This window comes from Streptomyces sp. NBC_00885 (assembly GCF_045207475.1).
GTDB lineage: Bacteria > Actinomycetota > Actinomycetes > Streptomycetales > Streptomycetaceae > Streptomyces.
In genome coordinates this window covers 2,772,495-2,790,336 of the sequence record NZ_CP108796.1, presented here as the reverse complement: position 1 = coordinate 2,790,336, position 17,842 = coordinate 2,772,495, and the positions used below count along the sequence as shown (strand labels likewise).

The following is a 17,842-nucleotide window of genomic DNA, read 5'->3' as shown; positions in this document are numbered from 1 at the left end:
CCTTACTGCGGCGGTCTAGGGTCGGTGTAACAGCTGCTACAGCTTCGAGGGTATTACGGACGGGAGGGTTCCGGTGTCGGAGACGATGACGGGAGCAGACTGGCGGGCCTGGCAGCAGAGCTGGGACCGGCAGCAGGAGTGGTACATGCCCGATCGCGAGGAGCGGTTCCGGGTGATGCTCGACATGGTCGAGGCGCTGGTGGGACCCGAGCCCCGGGTGCTGGACCTCGCGTGCGGTACGGGAAGTATCACGGACCGGCTCTTGCGCCGGTTCCCGAAGGCCACAAGTACCGGGGTCGATCTGGACCCCGCTCTGTTGACCATCGCCCGGGGCTACTTCGAGGGCGACGAGCGGGTCGGCTTCGTGACGGCCGATCTCAAGGATCCCGACTGGGTGACCAAGCTGCCGTACGACTCGTACGACGCGGTCCTCACCGCCACCGCCCTGCACTGGCTGCGCAGCGGACCGCTGGCCACGCTGTACGGACAGATCGCCGGGCTCGTGCGCGAAGGCGGAGTCTTCATGAACGCCGACCACATGATCGACCGTGACACCCCCCGCATCAACGCCGCCGAACGCGCCCACCGCCACGCCCAGATGGACCGGGCCAGGGTCGCGGGCGCGCTCGACTGGTCCGAGTGGTGGGCACTGGCCGCCAAGGACCCCGTGCTCGCCGGACCGACCGCCGAGCGCTACGAGATCTACGGCGAGCACGCCGACGGGGAGATGCCCTCCGTACGGTGGCACGCCGAGACGCTGCGGAACGCCGGATTCGGGGAGGCCCGGGCCGTATGGGCCTCGCCCTCCGACACGTTGCTGCTGGCCGTGAATTGACCTCCTCCCCCACATGGGTGTGGGGATTCCCTCCCTGGCATCCGCATGTGCGGTTCCGCCTTGAGTCGGGTTCCTGGTTCCTCCCCACCCGGGGTGGGGGTTGTGCGCGCTGCCGGGGCAAGCCCTGGTCTTATGTGCGCTCCGCAGGCGCTTACCTCGCTCGTTGCCGGGCGAGGGCCCCCGGTCCGGGGGTGGGTGGTGCTGCTTGTGCGGCGCGGATGCGCCGCCCTTCGTGCTTGATGTTCTTGCCCGCGTTGTGGTCCCGGTCGTGCCGGGTACCACATGCGCTACAGGTCCAGGCCCGTATGTGCAGCGGCTTGCGTCCGTCGCGGTGACCGCAGGCGGAGCACACCTGAGAGGACGGGAAAGCGCGGTCCACCCGTGTCAGGGTGCGTCCGTACCGGCTGGCCTTGTACTCCAGCATGTTCACAAAGGTCGCCCATCCCGCGTCGTGGACGGACTTGGCCAGATGGGTGCGGGCAAGGCCCTTCACGCTCAGGCTCTCCACGCTGATCGCTTGGTTCTCGCGGATCAGCTTCGTGGACAGCTTGTGGTGAAAGTCCCTGCGCGCATCGGCGGCCTTCGCATGGGCGCGGGCCACCTTGACCCGCTGCTTGTTCCGGTTCTTCGACCCCTTCGCCTTGCCGGACAGATGCCGCTGTTCACGCTTAAGTTTCTTCTCCGCCCGACGCAGAAACCGAGGCGACTTCACGCGGGATCCGTCCGCCATCACGGCGAAGTGCGTCAGCCCCAGGTCGATGCCCTGGTCCATCTCCAGCACGGGCAGAATCTCATCCGCCGGGCCGGTCTCCACGACGAAGGAGCAGAAGTACCGGCCGGACGGGTCTTTGATGACCGTCACCGTGGACGGCACAGACGGAAGTTGGCGGGACCACCGCACCTTTACCGGTCCGATCTTGGGAAGGTTCAGTCTCCCGCCCTCGGTGATCGACCAGCGGGCGTTCGCGGTGAACCGGACGGCCTGGCGGTTGTCCCGCTTCGACTTGAACCGGGGCTCGGCGATCTTCGGACCCTTACGGGCGCCCTTTAACGAGGCGAAGAAGTTGGAATATGCAGTATCCAGGTCCCTAAGCGCCTGTTGCAGCACCACGGCGGATACCTCCGCAAGCCATCCCCGCTCGGAGGTCTTCTTCGCCTCGGTGATGAACCGCCTCGACAGCTCCGCCGACTTCAGATACGCCAGGCCCGAACTGTGTGCGTCCCGCCGCGCCCGCAGGCAGTCGTTCCACACAACCCGCGCACAGCCGAACGCCCGGCTCAACGCGATGCGCTGACCTGGCGTCGGCTCGATACGGAAGGAGTAGCGGAGCTGCATGACAACTCACCCTACATACTTGGGCTATGGCCGACATGCAGAACATCAGAACTGGTAGACACTGTGCTTTCACCCTCCATGCGCACTTGGTCTTCGTGACGAAGTACCGGCACAAGGTCTTCACCGATACCCACCTCAGACGCATGGAGGAGATCATGCGCGCGGTGTGCGCCGACTTCGAGTGCGAGCTGATCGAGTTCAACGGCGAGAACAACCACGTCCACCTCCTCGTGAACTTCCCGCCCAAGGTGGCCATCTCCAAGCTGGTCAACTCCCTCAAGGGTGTCTCTTCCCGCCGCCTGCGACAGGAGCACCCCGAATTGGTCCGCCACTACTGGCGCGCACAACGTCTGTGGTCCGGCTCCTACTTCGCCGGGTCCGTGGGCGGCGCACCCCTGAGCATCGTCAAGCAGTACATCGAGCAGCAAAACCGTCCGATCTAGCCTGCGGGTCGGAGGAGTCTTGAGATTCACTTCACCTCCCCCTAAAGGACGGAGCACTGCAAATGGTCCCGGAAGCCCGGATTTTGAGGCGTAGCCTATGGTATTCGTCGGGGCGATCATTTGCCGCGGAGCTGCATGTAAGAGGACTTTCTGTGAGGTATCGACGTTGCCGGTGTCGTGGAGTGAATTCGAAGCTCAAGTTTCACTCAAATTTGTGGTGGCCAAGATCAGCTGCGGTTAAGTTCCATGGATGTGGGCGTGGACCGCGCTCAGAATTCGCTGTTATAGGTGGGGGATATGCGAGTCAAGAAAATTGCTCCGGCCGTGATCGCCGCGACGGCCGCGTTGGCTGGGGTACTGGTAAGTGGTACGCCGGCCCAGGCGGCGACGGTGACGAAGTTCTGCAGCATGCCGTTCGAGAGGGCGGGCGTAGGCTGCTTCTATTCGACCGGCGACACGATCACAGTTCAGGACATGTGGGCTGATGGACTGCGGTCCGTTGTCGTATGGGGGTCGTCGGACGGCAAGTCCGGTGAATGCCACGACGCGAATGGTGCCAATAACCCTCCGACCACGTGTAAGTACGACGTTGCGGAGAATGGGATCCTCGTATTCCACGTGGAGAGCCGAAGCGGGGCAAAGGGTAAGGCGTCGAACGCGACGGCGCCGATCACTGCCTGGACGTCGGGCAGGTAATTGCCGGCCAATCAGGACGATTAAACCAAATTTGCCCCGTCCGGATTCTGTCCGGCGGGGCAAACTTGTATTGCTGACTCGAAAAGGGCTGGACCTCATGGTGAATCACCATGAGGTCCAGCCCTCGTGCAGCAGGTGCGGAACGAACGCAGCGACGCGCAGGACTGATCTAAAGCACCTTGGAGAGAAATGCCTTGGTGCGGTCGTGCTGCGGGTTGCTCAGGACCTCGCGGGGGTGGCCGGACTCGACCACGACGCCGTCGTCCATGAACACCAGCGCATCGCCGACCTCACGCGCGAAGCCCATCTCGTGCGTGACGACGATCATCGTCATGCCTTCCTCGGCGAGGCCCCGCATCACGTCAAGCACCTCGCCCACCAGCTCCGGGTCGAGCGCCGAGGTGGGCTCGTCGAAGAGCATCAGCTTCGGCTCCATTGCCAGCGCACGGGCGATGGCGACGCGCTGCTGCTGGCCGCCGGAGAGCTGGGACGGGTAGTGCTTGCCCTTGTCGCCGAGGCCCACCCGGTCCAGAACACGCTCGGCCCGCTCACGGGCCACAGCCTTCGACTCGCCCTTGACCTGAATCGGCGCTTCCATGACGTTCTGGAGGGCGGTCATGTGCGGGAACAGGTTGAAGCGCTGGAAGACCATGCCGATGTCCCGGCGCTGCGTCGCGACCTCACTGTCCTTGAGCTCGTAGAGCTTGTCGCCCTTCTGCTGGTAGCCCACCAGCCGGCCGTCGACCGAAAGCCGGCCGGCGTTGATCTTCTCCAGGTGGTTGATGCACCGCAGGAACGTCGACTTGCCGGAACCGGACGGGCCGACCAGGCAGAACACCTCACGAGGGGCGACCTCGAGGTCGATGCCCTTGAGGATGTGCGCGAGACCGAAGGACTTGTGGACGCCCTCGGCCTTGACCATGGGCTGAACGGTCATCGGGCCACCTCCGTACGGCGGAACAGGTTGAGGTTGGCACGCAGGCGCTGGAACGGGGTGGGCGGCAGGCTGCGCAGCGATCCTCGGGCGTAGCGGCGCTCCAGGTAGTACTGGCCGACGCTGAACACGCTGGTCAGAGCCAGATACCAGATGGAGGCGACGAAGTACATCTCCATGATGGCCCCGGAGGCGGTGCCGATGTTGGACGTGGCGCGCAACAGGTCCAGGTACTGCACGGCGGACACCAGCGACGAGGTCTTGAGCAAGTTGATGAACTCGTTGCCGGTGGGCGGGATGATCACCCGCATGGCCTGCGGCAGCACCACCCGGCGCATGGTCTGGGTGCTCGTCATGCCCAGTGCGTGCGAGGCCTCGGTCTGGCCCTCGTCCACCGACTGGATGCCGGCGCGGACGATCTCCGCCATGTAGGCGCCCTCGTTCAGGCCCAGCCCCAGCAGGGCGACCATGAACGGGGTCATGACGTCGACCGTCTCGTTCTTGTAGAACCCCAGATTCAGGATCGGGAAGATCAGCGAGAGATTGAACCACAGCAGCAGCTGTACAAAGACCGGCGTGCCGCGGAAGAACCAGATGTACAGCCAGGCCACGCTGCCCGTCACCGGGTTCTTCGACAGCCGCATGACCGCGAACAGGACGCCCAGCACCAGGCCGAGGGCCATCGAGAGCACGCTGATCTTGATGGTGTTCCACAAGCCCTTAAGGACCTCGGGGTCGAACAGATTGTCCGACACGGTGCCCCAGATGACGTCGCCCTGGGAGAAGGCGTAAATCAGCCAGCCCAGGAGGCCGACTACGACCACGCCGCTGATCCAGCGCCCGTAGTGCCGTACCGGGATGGCTTTGATGGCCTCGAAGGGGACATTCGAGGCCCCGGGACCGGACGGCGGAGTGTCGCCCGGTCCCTTGTTGATCTTGTCAGTCACAGTGACTGCCCTTCAGTGGAGCGCGAGATTCAGGAGCCGGCGTTGATGGTGGCCTTGTCCACGGCACTGTTGGTGACGTCCCACTTCTCCAGAACCTTGGCGTAGGAGCCGTCCTTGATGATGGCGTCCAGCGCTTCCTTGAGGGCGTCGCGGAGCTGCGTGTTGCTCTTGTCCACGCCGATGCCGAACGGGCCCGCGTCGGTCTGGCCGCCAGCGACGTCGAAGTCCTTGCCGCCGCCGCTGGTTTTGGCGATGTACGCGGCCACGGGGTAGTCGTTCAGGTCGGCGACCGCGCCGCCGGCCTTCACGCGGGTCTGCGCCTCGGCGTCGGTGTCGAAGGCCTCGATGGTGAGCTTCTTGTCACCGCACTTCTTGGCCTGGTCCTTGAAGGTGGTCTCGTAGATCGTGCCGCGCTGCACGGCCACGGTCTTGCCGCACAGGTCGGCGAGGGACTTGATGCCCTCCGGGTTGCCCTTCTTCACCAGCAGCGAGACGCCGGAGGTGAAGTAGTCGACGAAGTCGATGCCCTTACCGATCTTCTTGCCCTTGTCGTCCAGGCCCTCCTGGCGGGCCTTCGTGTCGCTCATCGCGGACATGACGAGGTCCTGGCGGCCCGTGTAGACCGACGTGATGAGACCGTCGAAGGTGCCGGAGGTGAACTGGAACTTCACTCCGAGCTGCTTGCCCAGGGCCTCGGCGATGTCGGGGTCGATGCCGACGATCTTCCCGCCCTCGGTGAACTCCATAGGGGCGTACGCGGCGTCCGTGCCGACCTTGATGACGCCGGACTTCTGGTACTTCGCGGGCAGCTTGCCGAAGAGTGGGGCTTCGGACTTGGTGGCGCCGCTTTCCTTCGTCGATGCGGAGTCGGTCTGGTCACCACAGGCGGTGAGCATCAGTGACCCGGCGACCGCGATCGCGCCGACCGCGGCGATCCGGGCCCTGGTTGCGGTCGTACGACAGGTGTTGCTTGCGGTCATGGTCGTGATCCTCCGGCGGATGAGGTGCTGCCATTTAGGACATATTGAGTCGTTCCACTCATCTTCGAGTGTCGCGACCTTGAGTGTTTTCGGCATCTTGCCATTCGGACTAGCCCAACCAGGGGGCCGCGCATGTCAAAATCGGGTAACGGGACACCCCCGAAGCTCACGAGGCCGGTACATCAAGGCCGGACCTTTCACTGAGATACCTTCTTCCGGCCGGAAAATCTGCGGCCCGACCGGTGCTTCGCACCGGTTTCCGAGTGCGCAGCTGACGTGTCCTGACATGGGGCAATGAGTCCTGTCAGCAAGCTGATATCGACTCGTCGCCGGGGCCGTCGGTCCGGTAAGAAGGACGCTTACACCCCTCATCCGGGGCTCAGGGCGCGTGTGCGGCGCGCCCGCGCGTACGTACCTCCCCCGCCGGGCGGGCCAACCGCCGAGGCGGGGCACTTACGCGGTGCCCGCCCACCCCTCCTCAACCAGGAGTGGCCACCCTCAACTGATGAAGACTTAAGGGGTCAACAAAATGGCAGCGGAGATCGTCAATCCTCGCAGCGACAGCGAAGACGGTGCGGAGGGTGCTCCCGAGGAGCCCTTCGATCCGGCCTTCGCGCTGCACCGCGGCGGCAAGATGGCCATCCAGGCCACGGTGCCGGTGCGAGACAAGGACGACCTGTCCCTCGCGTACACACCCGGGGTCGCCAAGGTGTGCAGCGCGATTGCCGAGCAGCCGGAGCTCGTCCACGACTACACCTGGAAGTCGCAGGTCGTCGCAGTTGTGACGGACGGCACAGCGGTGCTCGGTCTCGGCGACATCGGGCCGGAGGCGTCGCTTCCGGTGATGGAGGGGAAAGCCATCCTCTTCAAGCAGTTCGGCGGGGTCGACGCGGTGCCGATCGCGCTCGCCACGACCGACACGGACGAGATCATCGAGACCGTGGTCCGGCTCGCGCCCTCGTTCGGCGGAGTGAACCTCGAGGACATCTCGGCGCCGCGCTGCTTCGAGATCGAGCGCAGGCTGCAGGAGCGGGTCGACATTCCGGTCTTCCACGACGACCAGCACGGCACTGCCGTGGTGACCCTCGCCGCGCTGCGCAACGCCGCGAAGCTGACCGGACGCGGTCTGGGTGACCTGCGCGCGGTCATCTCCGGCGCCGGCGCCGCGGGTGTGGCCATCGCGAAGTTCCTGCTGGAGGCGGGCATCGGCGACGTGGCCGTGGCCGACCGCAAGGGCATCGTGAGCCAGGACCGCGACGATCTGACGTCCGTGAAGCGCGAGCTCGCGGAGATCACGAACAAGGCCGGTCTCTCGGGCTCCCTGGAGACCGCGCTGGCCGGGGCGGACGTCTTCATCGGCGTCTCCGGCGGTACGGTCCCGGAGGAGGCGGTCGCGTCGATGGCGTCGGGTGCCTTCGTCTTCGCGATGGCCAACCCGAACCCCGAGGTCCACCCCGATGTCGCGCACAAGTACGCGGCCGTGGTGGCCACGGGCCGCAGCGACTACCCGAACCAGATCAACAACGTCCTGGCCTTCCCCGGGATCTTCGCGGGCGCGCTCCAGGTCCGGGCCTCCCGGATCACCGAGGGTATGAAGATCGCCGCGGCGAACGCGCTGGCGGACGTGGTGGGCGACGCCCTGGCGGCCGACTACGTGATCCCGTCCCCCTTCGACGAGCGGGTGGCCCCGGCGGTCACCGCGGCGGTGGCGGCGGCTGCGCGCGCGGAGGGCGTCGCGAGGCGCTGACCCGGGCAGTGGGTGCGGGGCGCGACAGCGCGCCGCCGGATGCGCCCGTACGGGCCGTGCGGCACTCCTGAGGGGGTGCGGCACGGCCCGTACGGGCGCATAGCCGGAAAATTCTGTGCGAGTTTGCGCCGAACAGGTGGATCACCCGCCGCCTGCGCGCGGGACGCGGTGCGTGTCACACCTCTGCGTGGTTCCGTCGCGTCCGGCCGCCGTCCTATCGTCATGGTCATGTTCGCCGCCTACGCAGCCCGCATCGACCGTGACGCCCCGCTCAACGGCCTGGAGCTGGGTGATCGCCCGGCCCCCGAGACCCGGCCCGGCTGGAGCACCGTCACCGTCAAGGCCGCCTCGCTCAACCACCACGACCTCTGGTCGCTGCGGGGAGTGGGCCTTGCCGAGGACAAGCTCCCGATGATCCTCGGCTGCGACGCGGCGGGCATCGACGAGAACGGCAACGAGGTGGTCCTCCACTCCGTCATCGGCCAGAGCGGCCACGGCGTCGGGCCCGACGAGCCGCGCTCCATTCTCACCGAGCGTTACCAAGGCACCTTCGCGGAACAGGTCTCCGTCCCCACCTGGAACCTGCTGCCCAAGCCCAAGGAGCTCAGCTTCGAACAGGCCGCCTGCCTGCCGACCGCCTGGCTCACCGCGTACCGCATGCTCTTCACCAACGCCGGGGTGCGTCCCGGTGACTCGGTCCTCGTCCAGGGCGCGGGCGGCGGCGTCGCCACCGCCGCGATCGTCCTCGGCAAGGCCGCCGGGCTGCGGGTGTACGCGACCAGCCGCGACGAGGCCAAGCGCAAGCGGGCCGTCGAGCTCGGCGCGGAGGAGGCTTACGAGCCCGGCGCACGGCTGCCGCGGCGCGTGGACGCCGTCATCGAGACCGTCGGCGCCGCGACCTGGTCGCACTCGGTCAAGTCGCTGCGGCCCGGCGGCACGCTGGTGATCTCCGGCGCCACCAGCGGCGACAGCCCCTCGCACGCCGAACTGACCCGGATCTTCTTCCTGGAACTCAAGGTCGTCGGCTCCACGATGGGAACCAAGGACGAGCTGGAGGATCTGCTCTCCTTCTGCGGGGCAACGGGCGTACGTCCCGTGATCGACGAGGTCCTGCCGCTGGACCGAGCCCGGGAGGGCTTCGAGAAGATGGCCGCGGGCGACCTCTTCGGAAAGATCGTGCTGACGCCCTCTTGATGGACCGTCAGGTGCGCTGATGGGATCCGTCCCATGCCTACGCGCCGAACGATCCCGGTACTGATCGGCTGCTGTCTCCTTCTGGTTCTGGCGGCGTTGGCTCCGGCCTCCGCCGCCGGCCCCTCGGATCCGGACGCCATTCCCCGTCTGACCGACGACCGCAGCCGGACGCTCACCCTGCGCGGCTGGAACGTCGAGGACAAGACGAACCGCGGTGACCGGGCGCTGTCCGCCATCACCGAGAAGCACTTCCGCGACATGCGCGCCCAGGGCTTCAACTTCGCCCGTCTGCTGGTCTTCTGGGACGACCTGGAGCCCCGGCGAGGCCAGTACAGCGCCGCGTACCTCCGCAAGATCGAGCGGATTCTGGACTGGGCGGAGACATACGACATCCAGGTGCTGATCGATTCCCACCAGGACGTGTTCGGCCCGGCCTTCGGGCATCGCGGAATTCCGGAATGGGCAACCCGGACCGACGGTCTGCCTTTCACCCGGCATCCGGACGACTGGTTCTCGGAGTACTTCGAACCGGCCGTGCAGCGCGCCTTCACCCACCTCTACGAGGACGAGGACCTGCGCCGTGCCCAGGCACGGATGTGGCGGGTCATCGCCGACCGCTTCGAGCACCACCCGGCCGTTCTCGGCTACGACCTGATCAACGAGCCGATGGGTGAGCTGCGCGCGGGCGAGGACCTCCCCGCCGCGGCCCGCCGCATCGAGCGCGATCAGCTCACGCCGATGTACAACCGCCTTGCCGACGCCGTCCGTTCGGCCGACGACGGCAACTGGGTCTTCGTCGAACCGACCCCGATCGTGGGCGAGGGCCTCCCGACCGGCCTCGGCAGGATCAAGGACCCCAAGGTCGTCTACGCACCGCACTTCTACAACACCGCGATGGAGGCGGGCGCGGACTACGACCCCTCGGCGGGCTGGATCGAGTCGTACGAGGCGGCCGTGACCGCCTACCCGAAGGAGCAGCGGATCCCGGTCGTTGTGGGTGAGTGGGGTCCCCTCAACAACTCCCTTCCGAACATGGGCCGTTTCTACCGTGAGGCGCTGGCATCCCTGAACCGCTACAGCTCCGGCTGGGCGGGCTATGTCTGGTGCTACGGCGGCGGCTACTGCGCCGTCGACGAGCGCGGCCTGTTCCGTACGAACAAGGAGCAGACCGCGGCGCCGTACGCGGCGGTCGTCGCGGGGCGGGTCGTGGCCGATACGTACGACCCGGGGTCCGGGACGTACCGCCTGGTGTACCGGGCGCACGGGTGGCGGGGCGCGACGGAGATCTCGCTGCCGCCGAGCGCGTCCGGCCGGCGTATCGCCCTGGACGGCCCGGCGTGGACGGACACCCCGACGGTGCCGGCGGGCCGGGCGTGCACGGTCCGGGTGCGGGCGTTGCCCGGTGCGCGGATCACGGTCACCGTCAGTCCCGGTACACCACGATGAAGTCCCCGCTGTGGGTCCTGCGTTCGGCGAGCGCGTCGCGCAGCCGTCGCAGATGCGCGGTCGTCAGCTGGAGCGCAGGCTCGTCCGGCTGATGGGTGGTGCCACGGGGGTAGTCCTCGTCCGGGGTTCTCGTCATCTCTATGTGGCAGCCCAGGACATGGGTGACCGGGGTGGTCTCGCAGAAGGCGAGCAGCCGGTCGACGGTGGCGGCGAACACCTCCGTGTCCTGGACATACAGCCGGCCCGGGTAGAGCGAGTCGCCGGTCAGCAGCAGCCCGGTGTGCCGGTCGTGGAAGACGACGGCGGCTTCCTGGTGCCCGGGCCCGGGCACCAGGTCGAGCACCCGCCCGCCGAGGTCCAGCTCGGCACGGCCGTCCGGCCAGTCCGTCAGCCCGAAGAACTCCCGCACCTCGCCGAGCGACGGCCCGACGACTTCGGTGTGCGGCCGGTCCGCGAACTGGGGGTCGCCCGCGATGTGGTCGCTGTGGCCGTGCGTGTGGGCGACCACCAGCCCGTACCCCGAGCGGGGATGGCGGGCCAGCCACTGCTCGATCAGCGCGTCGACGGTGGCGCGCAGGGGGAAGTACGCGGGGTCCGGGGTCGCGCCGGTGTCCAGCAGCAGCGCCCGTTCGTTCCCGAACAGCAGGAAGAGGAACGGGGCTTCGAAGTGCACGGACTTGTTCTGCCGAAGGATCACGGTGTGTTCGGAGTAGGCGTGCACCTGTATCTCGGGAGCCGGGTCGTGCTTCGGAGAGGGCCAGCCAGCGTGCCACTGGACATCGAGGCTGCCGGTCACGGGTGCGGACGTACGGAAATCGATCACGGGACCACGGTACGGCGGGAGATTGTCAACCGGGGTTGACTGTGGACAACTGTCAATGTAGGTTGACAAGCATGACCGAAGCAACCGATCTCGCCGAGCGGGCGGGTGACCGTGACCCGCGGATCGGGCTGCGAGCCGTCGCCGCGCTGCGGCGGCTCCTTGAGCAGCTTGAAGCCGTACAGGTACGCAGTGCCCGCAACCAGGGCTGGTCGTGGCAGGAGATCGCGGCCGAGCTGGGCGTCAGCCGGCAGGCCGTACACAAGAAGTACGGGAGGCAGTGATGTTCGAGCGCTTCACCAAGGACGCCCGTGAAGTCGTCAAGGGCTCGGTAGAACACTCGGAGCGCGCATACGCGGACTCCACCACCGAGGAGCATCTGCTCCTGGCCATGCTCGACCAGGAGGGAACCCGGACGTCGTTCGCCTTCGAGTCCCTGGGGATCACGGACCGGCGCGGCTCGTTGGAGAACGCGCTCGCGGATGCGAGGCGCCGCGGGGGCCTGTCCAAGGCGGACGAGGAGGCCCTCGCCGGGCTCGGCATCGATGTGGCCGAGATCGTCTCGAAGGTCGAGCAGACGCACGGGGCGGGGGCGCTGCAGGCGGGCCCCACGTCGAAGCGACGATGGTCGGGGCACCGGGCCTTCAGCCCGTCGGCGAAGGACACGCTGGTGAAGTCGCTGCGCATCGCGGCGGGCCGGGGTGACCGGTGCATCGGGGGCGAGCATCTGCTGCTGGCGCTGACGGCGCGGCCGGGGGTGGTGGCGGATGTGCTGGCGGAGCATGGGGCGACGTATGAGGCGGTGGAGCGAGTGCTGTTTGGGGGTGGGGCGGCGCGGGCGGGGTGAGGGGGTTTGTTCCCCACCCCGCCCCTTCCCGAAACCCTGACGGGAGCGGTGGGGGCTTCGCGGAGCGGTGGGGGCTTCGCCCACAGGCGCCGGGGCGGCAGCTTCGCGCCGGAGCCGGCAGGCCGCAGGTGGGGGCCGGTTGGGGTGCGGGCGTTCGGGGTGGCGGGCGGGGTTGTTTCCCCCACCCCGCCCCTTCCCGAAACTGGGGGCTTCGCCCCCAGGCCCCCGGGGGGAGAGGTTGACGTGGGGGCTGACGCCCCCACACCCCCGGCGGCAGCTTCGCGCCGCTGCGGCATCGCGTTCGTGGCCCGCAACCCGGGCCAGGGCGCGCCCCGGAACCCACGCCCAGATGCCCGCCGCGGCCCCGGACCCCGCGGCCCGGCGAGGAACTGCGCCCCGGACCCGCACCCCTGACCCGCGCCCCGCATCCCGCATCCCGCGGCCCGGACCGCGGCCCGGACCCGCACCCCTGACCCGCACCCCGCATCCCGCGGCCCGGCACTCTGGATCCCCGCGCCCGCGGCTACGCCTCCGGCTTGCGCAGCAGTGCGCCGATGTGGGCCGCCGCCGTGGACAAGTGGCGGCGGGTCTCCGCCAGTTGGGTGGCCGTGACTCCGTGGTCCCTTGCCGCGTCGCGGATGTCGTCGCGGAAGCGGTCCAGCAAGCGGTCCAGGTCCCGGGCCGGGTTGTCCGAGTCGGCCGGGGCCTTCGCCCATTCCGGGGGCTCTTCCGCCGGGTCCGGCTTGACGTAGGGGGGCCACGCCGTGCCCCGCGCCAGGCCGCCCAGCTGCGTGCTCAGCTCCGACAGGCCCTCCCGTACACCCGTCGGCCAGTCGCCCCGTGCGAAGTGGTCCTGCACCTGGTCCTGGACCTGCTTGGCGATGCGCTGCATCTCCCGGCGGGCCGTCTCCTGCGCCTCCTTCGCCTGGCGGCGCGCCTGCTGCGCGTCCTCGCGGGCCCGGCGCGACTCGTCCTTCGCCCGCCGCGCCTGCTCCTTCCACTCCTGCTTCGCCTTGCGCAGCTCTTCCTTCGCCGCGCGCCACGACTCCTTGTCGCCCCAGTCCGTCTCCGCCCCGCCGGACGTCGTGCGTGTCTCCGACGCCGCCGCGCGCATCTCGCTGCGCAGCTTGCCCGCCGCGCCGCGCACGTCGTCGCGGATCTCCGCGGCCAGCTCGGAGACCGACTCGCGGATCTCCAGTTCGAGGTCGGCCAACTCGCCGCTGCGCCCGGCCAGTTCCTCCCGGCCCGCCTCGGTGATCGAGTAGACCTTGCGTCCGCCCTCGGTGGCATGGGTGACCAGGCCTTCGGCCTCCAGCTTGGCCAGGCGCGGGTACACCGTTCCCGCCGAAGGCGCGTACAGGCCCTGGAAGCGCTCCTCCAGCAGCCGGATCACCTCGTAGCCGTGGCGAGGGGCCTCGTCGAGGAGCTTCAGCAGATACAGGCGCAGACGGCCATGAGCGAAGACGGGCGGCATGTCAGAGCACCTTTCCGGTGGGGGCTGCGTCGTGCGGTTCGTCCTGTGCGGACGGCCGGCGCAGCAGGGCGATCGAGCCGGACACGGTCGTCGCCTTGAGCGTCCCCGTGCCCGCGCCCAGTCTCCCGGTGATCTTCTTCGCGCCCCACTGGCCGCTGACCCGCAGGTCCTCGAAGGCGTTGGAGACCGCTCCGCTCGCGGTGTTCGCCTCGACGCGCGCGTCCGCGGGGTGCGGGAGCCGGATCGCGACCTCGCCGGAGACGGTGGTCAGCCGGATGTCGGTGGGCCTGCCCCCGGGGTCGAGGTCGATGACCATGTCGCCGCTGACCGATTCGGCCCGTACGGAGGTTCCGGCGCCCTCGATCACGGTCAGATCGCCGGACACCGAGTTGTAGCGCAGATCGCCGGTGACGGACTGGGCCTCCAGATTCCCGGAGACGGTGTCGGCGCGGACCGCGCCGGAGAGGCCGACGAGCGTGGTGTCGCCGCTGACGCCGCGCACTGCCGTCGTGCCCTGGATACCGGATACGAATGCTGCCGCCCCGACCACGCCGACCTCGACCGCCGAACCGGTCGGCACGGCGAGGGAGACGACCGCGCTGCGGTGCCAGCCCTTGCGGTCGAGCCACTTGAGGAAGCCCTTCCAGGGCAGGTCCTCGTACGCCACGGTCAGCGTGGAGCCCTGCTGGGTCACGATCAACGGGGGGCCCTCGATCTCGGAGACCTCGAGGCGGGCGGAACCTTCGTCCGTGCCCACGACGTTGACCGTTCCGTTGACTATGCGCACGTTGAGTGCCGTCACGGGGTCGTCGAAGGTGAGCTTCTTCGGCTCGGCGACTTCCCACGTCGACTCTGCCATGGTGCTGACCTCCCTGGGGCGGGCTTGACGCAACATATCGCGTCTCTTCGTAGATACGATATATCGCGAATAGGGGATGTCAAGCGTGGCGGCGGGCGTGCGGGGGAGCGCATAACGGTTGTACGGGGGCAAATGGGCCTAGCGTATGAGCTGGCGCTATGCGGTACGAGCGGAGTTCGATGCCGTCGAGGAGGGTCCGCTCGGACCGTGGCTGCGCGGCCCGGCCGCCCGGCTGCTGAGCGCGGCGCAGCCGACGGCGGGAGTGCCGATGGTGGCGCGGGGGGTACGGCGGCGGAGCGGAGGCTGGGCGGTGGCGGGGGCGGTGCTGATCGTGCACGGGGCGCTGGGGCCGGTGTACGACCGGGTGCGGGGGCATCCGGGGTAGGGCCCGGTGCCGCGCCGTCCCGGAGCCGGGGGTCCCACGGCTGCGGAAGCCCCCTACTCGTCCTCGTCCTCGTCGTCCAGCCGCGCCAGCCACGTGGCCAGCCGTTCCACCGGGACCTCGAAGTCCGGGTTGAGGTCGACGAACGTGCGCAGCTGCTCGGCGAGCCACTCGAAAGTGATCTCCTCCTCGCCGCGCCGCTTCTCCAGCTCCTCGATGCCGCGATCGGTGAAGTACAAGACATGCTCCTGGTACGGACGGGGTCTACCTCCTCAGATTACGGCGACTTCCCTCTCTCCCCTGCAACCGCCCGGGCCAGTAACGTCGTCGCCATTCGCACAGCATCCAAGTGCAGTGACACTGGGATGAGTTGGCCGTGCAACGACGGGGGGAACCGTGACCGGACGCGTCCAGCAGATCGAACTTCCCGGGGGAGCCGTCGTGCTCGCCCGGCTGTCCACTCCCGGCGGCGGATACGGCGAGGACGACGAGGACGTCGGCTTCGTCGAGAACGCCACCGCCAAGGTCCAGCAGCTCCAGCAGCTGATCACCCAGGTCGGCGCCTCCGTTCTCGATGCCGCGGCAGCCGCCAGGCCGGACGAGGCGAGCGTCACCTTCGGCGTCGAGCTCACCGCCAAGTCCGGCGTCGCCCTCGCCGTACTGGCGGCGGGGGAGGCCAAGGCGTCCGTCCAGGTCACCCTCACCTGGCAGCTCAAGGACCAGCCGACCGACCAGCCGCCCAACCAGCCGAGCGACCCGCCGCCCGGCCGGCAGACCGGCCGGCCCTCGGTTCAGGCCCCCGCAGACCCGGCATGAGCGACCCCGATTCCGACTCCGTCATAGACGCCCTGACCCGCGCGGCCACCGTCCACTTCTCGCACCGGCAGGACGACTCCCCCATGTGGGGCAGCGGCTTCTTCGTCGCCCCCGGCTGGGTCCTGACCTGCGCCCACGTACTCGCCCCCCACCTCAAGGGCGACCCGGCCAGGACCTTCCGCCTCTGCGGCAGCGAGGTGAACGACGGCGAGCCGCTGGATGCCCGGCTCGCCTCCTGGCTGCTCGACGGTGAACCGCGCGCCGAGCAGCGTGTGCCCGTGGAGCAGGACCTCGCCCTCGTACGCCTCGTCGACGAGGGCGTCGAGCACGAGTGCGTCTGGCTCACCGACCGCACCGACTACCCGGGCGGCCGCGGGATCGTGCAGGGCTACCGGCCCGAGGACGACCCCGTGCGCCAGGTCCGGCGGGCCGTGCGCTGGAAGGCCGGTGCCAGGATCAACGGTTTCGACGACGACTACGGGATGCGATTTCGGCCGGAGGCCGAGTTCCCCAAGGGCGGTTCCGGATCACCGGTGCTCGACGCCCACACCGGCGCCGTCGTCGGCATCCTCAAGTCCCGGCGCAGTGGCCGGGACGGCGGCATGGCCATCGCCGCCACCGCACTGCGCCGCTTCGGCCCCGCGTACCAGACCCTCATGGCCGCGCACGACCGCTGGCACGGCCAGTCCCCGAAGGTCACCGGCCACAACTGGATCGAGCGCCAGCACCAGCTCCCGGGTGCCGGTGTTCACACCAGCGGGGACCAGTGGAGCCCCCGCGACCGGCGCGATGCGCTGTCCCTGCTCTCGGCCGTGCACCCGCCGGCCGCCATCCGTCCCGTCGTCGAACTCGCCAAGAAGGCCCGCGGCGGAGTCGCCGCGCCGCCCGGCCAGCTGCTGCCGCGCATCTGGCGCGACGGACACGGCCTGCTGTACGAGGCGGGGCAGCCCGTCGCCGCCATCGCCGCGCTGCACTACCTCCAACTGGTCGTCGAGTACGAGCGCAGCCGCGGCGGCGACCCCGTCGCGCTCGCCGACTGGGTGGCCCGGCGGCTGCAGGACGTGCCCCGCATCGTGCACACCGTGGTCACCCAGGCGACGCTGCCGCCCGGACTCGTCCATCAGCGCACGGCCGACGGGCACGACCGGATCGTCGTCCGCTATCCGCGGCCCGGCGACGGGGCCGCCGTCGTCATCGTCGAGCTGGAGCCGGTCTGCGACGCCCGCCCCGCCCGCTTCTACTGGCGGATCCGTGTCGACGACGGCCAGGACGTGAACGAGCCGCTGCACGAGGAGCAGACCGGCGACGGCGTCCCGCCAGAGCAGATCGTGCAGCGGCTGCGCGGCCCGCTGGAGGAGGTCTTCGCCTCCGTGGACTCGCCCGGTGCCCCGGCTCCCCTCGAAGTCGCCCTGCCCGTCGATCATTTCGACACCGCCGTGCACCGCTGGCAGCTCACCGAGATGGCCCGGCTGCACCATCCGGCGTATGTGGGAGTACGGCGGATGGTGGTGCTGCGCGATCTCGCGAGACGAGGGAAACCGGACGCCGTCTGGCAGCGCCGCTGGGAGGGGACGCTGACCGCCGAAGTGCTCACGGCAGCCCGTACGCCGCCGCAGCGGCAGGTCCCGCGCCCGCGGCACTTCGAGGAGATGCCGGCCTCCACGGTGCCCGTCCTGTGCCGCCCCGCAGGCAGCGGCGTCGGTCGGCGGGCCATCGGGATGGCGCTGCAGGCCGGGCACGGCATCGCCCTGTGGCACACGGACGGCCATCCGGACCTCAGTTGTACGGAGTTCTGCGAGGAGATGCAGCAGGGCGCGGCCCAGCTGCTCGCCCAGAGCGCGGGGGCGATTGAGCTTCCCGACCGGCTTCGCCGTATCAGGGACGACATCAGCGGTTCGAGGAACAGCAGGCACTGGGCGGAAGGGGTGGCCATGCTCTACGACGACCCGAGCCGCCCTCTGCCTGCCGACGACTCCGGCCCTGTGGACTCGCCATGAGGAGCCGCGCCGGGGCGCCACCGGGTCGCCGCGCAGTGTCCTCGCCGGGCGGCGTGGCTGACCTGCATTTCCTGCCGGGGGTCCGGGGG

The 17,842-nt window shown here is 68.9% G+C and carries 18 protein-coding genes; 10 read left to right on the top strand and 8 right to left on the bottom strand.

Annotation, left to right across the window (positions count from 1 at the left end):
- Positions 1–85 precede the first annotated feature (85 nt).
- The gene (locus tag OHA61_RS12175; RefSeq protein ID WP_406307329.1) at positions 86–835 is read left to right on the top strand and encodes a class I SAM-dependent methyltransferase; all 750 of its coding nucleotides are present in this window, start codon (positions 86–88) and stop codon (positions 833–835) included.
- A gap of 151 nt (positions 836–986) precedes the next feature.
- On the opposite strand, the gene OHA61_RS12170 is transcribed toward OHA61_RS12175, so the two are convergent.
- On the bottom strand, positions 987–2,171 hold the full coding sequence (locus OHA61_RS12170) for an RNA-guided endonuclease InsQ/TnpB family protein (RefSeq protein WP_406303097.1): 1,185 nt from the start codon (positions 2,169–2,171) through the stop codon (positions 987–989).
- A 26-nt stretch (positions 2,172–2,197) separates the two neighbouring features.
- Between OHA61_RS12170 and tnpA the strand changes: the two genes are divergently transcribed.
- On the top strand, positions 2,198–2,614 hold the full coding sequence (gene tnpA, locus OHA61_RS12165; RefSeq protein ID WP_406303096.1) for an IS200/IS605 family transposase: 417 nt from the start codon (positions 2,198–2,200) through the stop codon (positions 2,612–2,614).
- A gap of 865 nt (positions 2,615–3,479) precedes the next feature.
- On the opposite strand, the gene OHA61_RS12160 is transcribed toward tnpA, so the two are convergent.
- From OHA61_RS12160 to OHA61_RS12150, 3 genes are read right to left on the bottom strand one after another with little or no spacing between them, the layout of a single operon-like run.
- Positions 3,480–4,247 carry an amino acid ABC transporter ATP-binding protein gene (locus OHA61_RS12160; protein ID WP_406303095.1) on the bottom strand — a complete coding sequence of 256 codons (768 nt, stop codon included), beginning with the start codon at positions 4,245–4,247 and terminating at the stop codon, positions 3,480–3,482.
- A complete protein-coding gene (locus OHA61_RS12155; RefSeq protein WP_406303094.1) occupies positions 4,244–5,191 on the bottom strand; it encodes an amino acid ABC transporter permease in 948 nt (315 codons plus the stop codon). Before OHA61_RS12155 ends, OHA61_RS12160 begins: the two co-directional genes overlap by 4 nt.
- Positions 5,192–5,220: 29 nt before the next feature.
- Positions 5,221–6,171 carry an ABC transporter substrate-binding protein gene (locus tag OHA61_RS12150; RefSeq protein ID WP_406303093.1) on the bottom strand — a complete coding sequence of 317 codons (951 nt, stop codon included), beginning with the start codon at positions 6,169–6,171 and terminating at the stop codon, positions 5,221–5,223.
- Positions 6,172–6,700: 529 nt separating this feature from the next.
- On the opposite strand from OHA61_RS12150, the gene OHA61_RS12145 reads away from it, so the two are divergent.
- From OHA61_RS12145 to OHA61_RS12135, 3 genes are all read left to right on the top strand, one after another.
- Positions 6,701–7,918, top strand: a complete 1,218-nt coding sequence (locus OHA61_RS12145) for an NADP-dependent malic enzyme (RefSeq protein WP_406303092.1) — start codon at positions 6,701–6,703, stop codon at positions 7,916–7,918.
- A 228-nt stretch (positions 7,919–8,146) separates the two neighbouring features.
- Positions 8,147–9,112, top strand: coding sequence for a zinc-binding dehydrogenase (locus tag OHA61_RS12140; RefSeq protein WP_406303091.1), 966 nt, complete (start codon positions 8,147–8,149; stop codon positions 9,110–9,112).
- 33 nt (positions 9,113–9,145) lie between these two features.
- A complete protein-coding gene (locus tag OHA61_RS12135) occupies positions 9,146–10,558 on the top strand; it encodes a glycoside hydrolase family 5 protein (RefSeq protein WP_406303090.1) in 1,413 nt (470 codons plus the stop codon).
- Here the strand turns inward: OHA61_RS12135 and OHA61_RS12130 are convergent.
- Positions 10,536–11,381 (bottom strand): MBL fold metallo-hydrolase, encoded by an 846-nt coding sequence (locus OHA61_RS12130; protein WP_406303089.1) that lies wholly within the window; start codon positions 11,379–11,381, stop codon positions 10,536–10,538. The two genes, OHA61_RS12135 and OHA61_RS12130, sit on opposite strands and share 23 nt — an antisense overlap.
- A 71-nt stretch (positions 11,382–11,452) precedes the next feature.
- On the opposite strand from OHA61_RS12130, the gene OHA61_RS12125 reads away from it, so the two are divergent.
- A complete protein-coding gene (locus OHA61_RS12125) occupies positions 11,453–11,662 on the top strand; it encodes a helix-turn-helix domain-containing protein (RefSeq protein ID WP_040248424.1) in 210 nt (69 codons plus the stop codon).
- The gene (locus OHA61_RS12120) at positions 11,662–12,225 is read left to right on the top strand and encodes a Clp protease N-terminal domain-containing protein (protein WP_406303088.1); all 564 of its coding nucleotides are present in this window, start codon (positions 11,662–11,664) and stop codon (positions 12,223–12,225) included. Before OHA61_RS12125 ends, OHA61_RS12120 begins: the two co-directional genes overlap by 1 nt.
- A 523-nt stretch (positions 12,226–12,748) precedes the next feature.
- Here OHA61_RS12120 and OHA61_RS12115 read toward each other — a convergent pair.
- Positions 12,749–13,699 (bottom strand): helix-turn-helix transcriptional regulator, encoded by a 951-nt coding sequence (locus OHA61_RS12115; RefSeq protein ID WP_406303087.1) that lies wholly within the window; start codon positions 13,697–13,699, stop codon positions 12,749–12,751.
- Position 13,700: 1 nt separating this feature from the next.
- Positions 13,701–14,558 (bottom strand): DUF4097 family beta strand repeat-containing protein, encoded by an 858-nt coding sequence (locus OHA61_RS12110; RefSeq protein WP_406303086.1) that lies wholly within the window; start codon positions 14,556–14,558, stop codon positions 13,701–13,703.
- 145 nt (positions 14,559–14,703) lie between these two features.
- Here OHA61_RS12110 and OHA61_RS12105 point away from each other — a divergent pair, with 145 nt between their 5' ends.
- The gene (locus OHA61_RS12105; RefSeq protein WP_406303085.1) at positions 14,704–14,943 is read left to right on the top strand and encodes a hypothetical protein; all 240 of its coding nucleotides are present in this window, start codon (positions 14,704–14,706) and stop codon (positions 14,941–14,943) included.
- Between the two features lie 53 nt (positions 14,944–14,996).
- On the opposite strand, the gene OHA61_RS12100 is transcribed toward OHA61_RS12105, so the two are convergent.
- Positions 14,997–15,179 (bottom strand): DUF6104 family protein, encoded by a 183-nt coding sequence (locus OHA61_RS12100; RefSeq protein WP_014176503.1) that lies wholly within the window; start codon positions 15,177–15,179, stop codon positions 14,997–14,999.
- A 157-nt stretch (positions 15,180–15,336) separates the two neighbouring features.
- Here OHA61_RS12100 and OHA61_RS12095 point away from each other — a divergent pair, with 157 nt between their 5' ends.
- Both OHA61_RS12095 and OHA61_RS12090 read left to right on the top strand, forming a co-directional pair.
- Positions 15,337–15,756: a CU044_2847 family protein gene (locus tag OHA61_RS12095; protein WP_406303084.1), complete on the top strand. Its 420-nt coding sequence runs from the start codon at positions 15,337–15,339 to the stop codon at positions 15,754–15,756.
- Positions 15,753–17,753 (top strand): trypsin-like peptidase domain-containing protein, encoded by a 2,001-nt coding sequence (locus tag OHA61_RS12090; RefSeq protein ID WP_406303083.1) that lies wholly within the window; start codon positions 15,753–15,755, stop codon positions 17,751–17,753. The genes OHA61_RS12095 and OHA61_RS12090 overlap by 4 nt, the downstream gene beginning before the upstream one ends.
- Positions 17,754–17,842 lie beyond the last annotated feature (89 nt).

What these genes read in the sequence shown, in the direction of transcription:
- OHA61_RS12175 (WP_406307329.1), top strand. Translation starts at nt 86, where the DNA reads ATGACGGGAGCAGACTGGCGGGCCTGGCAGCAGAGCTGGGACCGGCAG.
- OHA61_RS12170 (WP_406303097.1), bottom strand. Translation starts at nt 2,171, where the DNA reads ATGCAGCTCCGCTACTCCTTCCGTATCGAGCCGACGCCAGGTCAGCGC.
- tnpA (WP_406303096.1), top strand. Translation starts at nt 2,198, where the DNA reads ATGGCCGACATGCAGAACATCAGAACTGGTAGACACTGTGCTTTCACC.
- OHA61_RS12160 (WP_406303095.1), bottom strand. Translation starts at nt 4,247, where the DNA reads ATGACCGTTCAGCCCATGGTCAAGGCCGAGGGCGTCCACAAGTCCTTC.
- OHA61_RS12150 (WP_406303093.1), bottom strand. Translation starts at nt 6,171, where the DNA reads ATGACCGCAAGCAACACCTGTCGTACGACCGCAACCAGGGCCCGGATC.
- OHA61_RS12145 (WP_406303092.1), top strand. Translation starts at nt 6,701, where the DNA reads ATGGCAGCGGAGATCGTCAATCCTCGCAGCGACAGCGAAGACGGTGCG.
- OHA61_RS12140 (WP_406303091.1), top strand. Translation starts at nt 8,147, where the DNA reads ATGTTCGCCGCCTACGCAGCCCGCATCGACCGTGACGCCCCGCTCAAC.
- OHA61_RS12135 (WP_406303090.1), top strand. Translation starts at nt 9,146, where the DNA reads ATGCCTACGCGCCGAACGATCCCGGTACTGATCGGCTGCTGTCTCCTT.
- OHA61_RS12125 (WP_040248424.1), top strand. Translation starts at nt 11,453, where the DNA reads ATGACCGAAGCAACCGATCTCGCCGAGCGGGCGGGTGACCGTGACCCG.
- OHA61_RS12120 (WP_406303088.1), top strand. Translation starts at nt 11,662, where the DNA reads ATGTTCGAGCGCTTCACCAAGGACGCCCGTGAAGTCGTCAAGGGCTCG.
- OHA61_RS12115 (WP_406303087.1), bottom strand. Translation starts at nt 13,699, where the DNA reads ATGCCGCCCGTCTTCGCTCATGGCCGTCTGCGCCTGTATCTGCTGAAG.
- OHA61_RS12110 (WP_406303086.1), bottom strand. Translation starts at nt 14,558, where the DNA reads ATGGCAGAGTCGACGTGGGAAGTCGCCGAGCCGAAGAAGCTCACCTTC.
- OHA61_RS12105 (WP_406303085.1), top strand. Translation starts at nt 14,704, where the DNA reads ATGAGCTGGCGCTATGCGGTACGAGCGGAGTTCGATGCCGTCGAGGAG.
- OHA61_RS12090 (WP_406303083.1), top strand. Translation starts at nt 15,753, where the DNA reads ATGAGCGACCCCGATTCCGACTCCGTCATAGACGCCCTGACCCGCGCG.